The organism is Streptomyces sp. NPDC006265, from assembly GCF_040613555.1.
Taxonomy (GTDB): domain Bacteria; phylum Actinomycetota; class Actinomycetes; order Streptomycetales; family Streptomycetaceae; genus Streptomyces.
Map to the genome: position 1 here is coordinate 1 of NZ_JBEXSH010000625.1, position 5,493 is coordinate 5,493.

Consider the following 5,493-nt stretch of genomic DNA (forward strand, 5'->3'; position numbering starts at 1 on the left):
GTCCTCACCAGCGTCTTCGGAGTCCTGCAGACCCTGATCTCCACGACCGTCGGCCAGCGCGTCATGCACGACCTGCGGGCCGATCCTCCCCAGGCCGGATCCCGCAGGTGACGACGAGCCTGTGTCTGGCGCGCGGTGGGGAGCCGCGCCGTCCTCGTCCTGTCTGGGAAGCGTAAGCCTCACGCCCCGTTGATCAAGTCCCCCGAATGGGTGACGAGGAAACATGATCGCTTGGGGTTGTGGATTCTATGTGGACTTCGATCACAGGGAAGGCCCCCCAGGAAGATCCTGAGGGGCCTCTGACCTGCTACTTATCCACGTGGGCGCGGACGGTTTCGAACCGCCGACATCCTGCTTGTAAGGCAGGCGCTCTACCCCTGAGCTACGCACCCGGCTCCCGGGCCGCGCGCCCAGGACGAGTCGACAGCCTACATGGCCCGGGGCACGGTCCCGCAAACCCGTTTCGCGGGGCCGTGGCGGGTCCCGCGGCTGGGGTTAACCCCACCCCTGATCCGGGAGTGGCCCGGATCCCCCGGCGGGCCCCCGATCCATACGGTCGTAGAGCGCCCCAGAGCGCCCGTCGTCCGTCCAGGGGGAGATCGTCATGACCACACGCACCGCCACCGCCCGCACCGTCGCCCTCGCCGGTGCCGTCGTGGTGCTCGTCGCCGGGCTCAGCGCCTGCGGCGCGTCCGCCGGGGACGACACGGACCCCGACCACCGGTCCTTCGGCCTCCAGGGCCGCACCCTCACCGTCGACTCCGACGACTCCGCCCTGGAGATCATCGCCGCCGACGGCAACCGCGCGGGCAAGGTCGGGGTCACCCGGTGGTTCAAGGGGTCGGTCGTCGTCGGCAATGAACCCGAGGTCACCTGGGACATGCGGGACGACCGCCTGGTGCTGCGCCTGAAGTGCTCCGGCATCGTCGCCGACTGCTCGGCCAAGCACCGCATCGAGGTGCCCCGCGGCATCACCGTGAAGGTCGAGGACGGCGACGGCAGCGTCCGCGCCCGGGGCTTCCGGGACTCCCTCAGCATCCGCACGGGCGACGGCTCCGTCCGCGTCACCGACACCACCGGCCCCCTGGAGCTGCGCACCGGCGACGGTTCCATCCGGGCGGACGTCTCCTCCCGCGACGTCCGCACCCACACCGGCGACGGCTCCGTCCGTCTCGAACTCGGCGTCGTACCGGACCGCGTCGAGTCCCGCAGCGGCGACGGCTCTGTGACCATCGCGGTGCCCCGGGCCACCTACCGCGTGACCACCGAGACCGGTGACGGTGGCGTCGATGTGTCCGTGCCCCGCGACGAAACCAGCGCCCATGTGGTGTCCGCCCACACCGGCGACGGCAAAGTGACGGTCCGAACAGCGAACTGACCGCCCCGTGTGTTCGTCCTTAACCGGTGGGAGAATGACACCGGGCAGGGTGGACCACAGCACGGGAGAGGGATGTGACGGCGACACCAGGACAGCCGGACTCGCCGTCGGTGCCGCGCGCACATCGTGCGCGCCGCCGCATCCCCCGCACCCCCGGCCCGCTCCGTGACACGCTCACCGTGGTCGGGCTTCCGCTGCTGGCCGCGCTGGCCCTGCCCGCCGCCTTCGCGGGCGGGGGCACCAGGCGCTGGTTCGGCGGCCGGGCCGAGAACCAGCGGGCCGAGGCACAGGCGGCGAAGGACGCCGCCGCCGCGGCCTTCTACGAGCTCGACACCGCCCAGCGCGACCTGCGCATCTCGATCGAGACGATCACCGCCGTCGACGACTCCCCCGCCGCGCGGCGCGCCGTCGCCGACTTCGACGCCCTCGGCAACCGCATCGACGAGGCCAGCCACCGCTACATCAACGCCGTCGACGCCCACGACCTCGACCGCGACGACCTGGAGGCCTCCGCAGCCTCCCGCGCCCGCAGCGAGCTGACCGCAGCCAAGGAGGAACTCGGCCGGGTCAAGCAGGAGCTCGACCGGTTCACCGACGGCCTCGGCCCCCTCCTCGGCAAGGCCGAGACGCAGCTGGCCCGTCTGGCCCCCGCGGTCGAGCGGGCCCGCCAGGCCTTGCTCGCCGCCTCCAACGCCCTCGACTCCGTCCGGGCGTCCGGTCTGACGGCGGACGACCTCGCCGCCCGGCTCGCCGTGCTCGCCCCGGAGCTCACCAAGCTGAACCAGGGCGCCGGACAGCACGGCGTCCCGCAGACCCTGGAGCGGGCCGAGCGGGTCACCCGCGAGGCGGAGGCGGTCCGCGTGGAGGCCGAGCGGCTGCCGGACCGCGCCGCCGAGATCGACCACCGTCTCGTCTCCCTGCGCACCCGCGCCCAGGCCCTCACCACCCGCTCCGAGCAGGTCGAACCGACCCTGAGCGAACTGCGCCGCCGCTTTACCGCGGCCTGCTGGCAGGACCTGCAGCACGTCCCCGACGCCGCCGCCGAGAACGTCCGCCAGGCCGAGGCGAAACTGGCCGAGGCCCACACCGCCCGCGGCGCACAGCGCTGGGCCGACGCCACGGCCCTGCTGTCGACCGTGCGGGCCCTGCTGAACAGCACCGACGAGGCCGTCTCGGCCGCCGGTGACCGCCTGCACCGGCTGAACGCCGTACAGAAGGACCCCCAGCAGGAGATCGACCGCACCCGCTTCGCCATCCGCGACGCCCAGCGCCTCGCCATGGCCGGCCGCAACACCCCCGACCCGCGCCACGCCCGCCCCCTGGACGACGCCGTGGCCCGCCTGGACCGCGCCGTCGCCACCCTGGAGGGGCGCCACCCCGACTACTGGCACTTCCTCACGGAGACGGAAGCGGTCCGCCGGGCGGTGGCCCACGTGGTCTCCGGGATCCGCGAGGAGCGAGGGGCCGGGCACTGAGCCCGGCCCCCGCCCGGTCTCAGGTGCGGTAGGCGTAGTAGTACGCGTTCGGGTACGACGCGACGAGGCTCGCCACCGACCTGCGGAGGGTGTTGTTGGAGTGGTAGGTCACGTACGGCACACCGCGGCTCTTGTACGTGACGATCATCGTGTGGTCCTTGGACCCGTCCCGGTCGAAGTCCATCTGGAGGACGTCGCCGACCTCGAGCTGGAAGACGTTGGCGAGCGGCGTGGTCCGCTTGGAGTTCTGGGCGAACCAGGACCACTCGTTGACGCCGACGAAGGAGTCGGACTGGATGTCGGCGTTGCCGAACCACTTGGTGTAGTCGTACACGTAACCGGGGGCGTGCTTCCAGCCGCCCGCCTTCAGGGACTGGCTGACGAAGTTGGTGCAGTCGCCGCCGGCGCCGTGACCGCTGAAGTCCGGGTAGTCCTTGTTGTAGACGTTCCAGTGCTTCTCGGCGTAGGCCGCCATGGCCTTGTAGTCGTACGTCGTGGCGGTCTTCGGGGCGGCGGCCGGGTTGCGGGTGATCGCCGCGCGCGGGGCGTTCGGCGTGGTGTTGTCCGCGGCGGTGGTCGCCTTGACGGCGGCCGGCTTGGAGAGCGTGTTCACCGCGAGACCGCCCTGCTCGGTGTCGCGGATGCCGGTCAGCCGCCAGTCGCCCTGCCGGTCGGCCTTGAAGGTCAGCTCGTGCCGGGCCTGGAATCCGGTGGTCTTCGGCGCGTTGCCGCGGGCCCGGGCGTAGGTCAGGGTCGTGGTCTCGGTGACGTCCGCCTTGGCCGTACGGCCCGTCACCCGCGTGGCGTTCAGGGTGACGGTGGTGCTGGCCTTGCCGTACGTCTCGCCGGCCTTCGCCAGCCTCTTCTTGCGCTGCCCCAGTTCGGACCGGGTGGCGTCCTCGGTGCGGGCCGTGCCGGAGGACAGCGCGACATCCCCGGAGAAGCCGTCGGTCAGCGGCTTGTCCGCGCCGGCCCGCCCGCCGTCGACCAGGGCGTTGGTGCGGTCGGTGAAGACCGCGTCCGCCAGCCGCTGGAAGGTGGCCTTGGTCCGCGCGTCCACCGTCGGATCGTCGACGACCGCCGCGCCCGCGCTCCAGTTGGGCAGCAGGGCGACTCCGGCGACGACCGAGGTCGCCGCGGCCCCGATTATCGTGACGCGGCGGCGCGTCCCGCTCAATTTCCGTGATTTCACTGGTGTTTCCCCTCTTGCCCCGGCCAAAGGGTTGCCGGGGTACGAGATCCTTGCATGGAGTGTGTGGCTGCTGTGAAGGGTGTTGCGGCCGTTACTTTGGCGTGATTACTTCACGACCGTCGACCAGTCGGGCGACTGCGCCGGGTCCAGGCCGCGCAGCCGCTGGAGGGTCCCGGGCTTCTGCACGTCGAGCCAGTCGGTCAGCTCCCTGAAGGACACGCACTTGACGTCCTTCTTGGTGCACATGTCCTTGATGACCTGGTCGACGGCCCGCATATAGATGCCGCCGTTCCAGTCCTCGAAGTGGTTGCCGATGAACAGCGGGGCCCGGCTGCCGTAGTACACGCGGTTGAAGCCGGACATGTAGGAGGCGACGGTCTGCTGTTCCCACTCGGGGTACTTCGCCGGGTCGCCCTCGGTCTCGCCGTCGGACTGGTTGTAGAGGAAGTTGAAGTCCATCGAGAGGCCCTGGTACTTGCCGCCGTCGTACGGAAGCATCTGCAGCGGGAAGTCCCACATGCCGTTCTTCTTGCGCGGCCATATCTGGAAGTCGCCCGCGGAGCTGGCGTCGTAGCGCCACTTGTAGTCCTCGGCGGCCTTCAGCAGGTTCTTCTGGCCCTCCAGGCAGGGCGCCCGGCCGCCGGTGACCTCCTTTCTGATGTCGAACGGCAGCGGGTCGACGTCCTGGAAGCCGGTGTTGGTCTTCCACTTCTCGGTGAACGCGTAGAACTGGTCGATCTCGCTCTTCCACTCCTCGACGCTCCAGTCGCCGCCGCCCTTCTTGCCGCAGAAGTGGCCGTTGAAGTGGGTGCCGATCTCGTTGCCGTCCTGCCACGCCTTGCCGAGTTGCTCCAGCGTGGTGCGGATGTGCTCGTCGGTGGCGAAGCTGATCGCGGCCGAGCCCTTGGCGTGCTGGGGCGGGGAGTAGAGCTCCTTCCTGGCCTTGGGCAGCAGGTAGATGCCGGTGAGGAAGAAGGTCATGTGGGCGTCGTACTCCTCGGCCAGCTCCCGGTAGTGCGAGAAGAGTCCGTCGTCGCCCTGCAGCGCGCCGTCCCAGGAGAAGACCACGAACTGGGGCGGCTTCTCACCCGGTTTGAGCGGCACCGGCTTCAACTGGCCTTTCGGCGGGCCGGTGTAGGAGGTGGAGCCGTCGCCGAGGACCTTCGTGCGGCCGTCCCACCGGGGCTCCGGGTCCGGTTTCGCGGAGGCCTCTTTGCGGGCCCCGGAGGAGGCCGTCGGGGTGGTGGTGTCCGAGCGGGTCAGAACCAGGTAGCCCGCGACCAGGGACGCGACGACGAGGAGGGCCGCCAGGGTCAGCACCCCCGGGGGCGTGGCACGGCGGGGTGCGCGAGGTCGGCGGCGGCGGCCGGACGGCGGCCTTCTTGCGGGCAGGCACGGCGGTGCGCAGGTGGCCGAGGGGACGGTTGTGGGCGCCGGGCAGGTGGATG

General features: G+C 70.9%; 4 protein-coding genes and 1 tRNA gene. 2 read left to right on the plus strand and 3 right to left on the minus strand.

Features of this window, described 5'->3' with window-relative positions; translation table 11 throughout:
* Positions 1–320: 320 nt before the first annotated feature.
* Positions 321–392: transfer RNA gene (locus ABZ281_RS35740), tRNA-Val, on the minus strand.
* A gap of 212 nt (positions 393–604) precedes the next feature.
* Here ABZ281_RS35740 and ABZ281_RS35745 point away from each other — a divergent pair.
* Both ABZ281_RS35745 and ABZ281_RS35750 read left to right on the plus strand, forming a co-directional pair.
* Positions 605–1,378, plus strand: coding sequence for a DUF4097 family beta strand repeat-containing protein (locus ABZ281_RS35745; RefSeq protein ID WP_356662229.1), 774 nt, complete (start codon positions 605–607; stop codon positions 1,376–1,378).
* Positions 1,379–1,452: 74 nt separating this feature from the next.
* On the plus strand, positions 1,453–2,853 hold the full coding sequence (locus ABZ281_RS35750) for a hypothetical protein (protein WP_356662230.1): 1,401 nt from the start codon (positions 1,453–1,455) through the stop codon (positions 2,851–2,853).
* Between the two features lie 19 nt (positions 2,854–2,872).
* Here the strand turns inward: ABZ281_RS35750 and ABZ281_RS35755 are convergent, their stop codons facing one another.
* Positions 2,873–4,030: an amidase domain-containing protein gene (locus tag ABZ281_RS35755; protein ID WP_356662231.1), complete on the minus strand. Its 1,158-nt coding sequence runs from the start codon at positions 4,028–4,030 to the stop codon at positions 2,873–2,875.
* A gap of 120 nt (positions 4,031–4,150) precedes the next feature.
* A complete protein-coding gene (locus ABZ281_RS35760; protein WP_356662232.1) occupies positions 4,151–5,437 on the minus strand; it encodes a hypothetical protein in 1,287 nt (428 codons plus the stop codon).
* Between the last annotated feature and the right edge of the window lie 56 nt (positions 5,438–5,493).

Bases quoted from the DNA above. Each gene is read 5' to 3' on its own strand.
- ABZ281_RS35745 (WP_356662229.1), top strand. From the start codon at position 605: ATGACCACACGCACCGCCACCGCCCGCACCGTCGCCCTCGCCGGTGCC.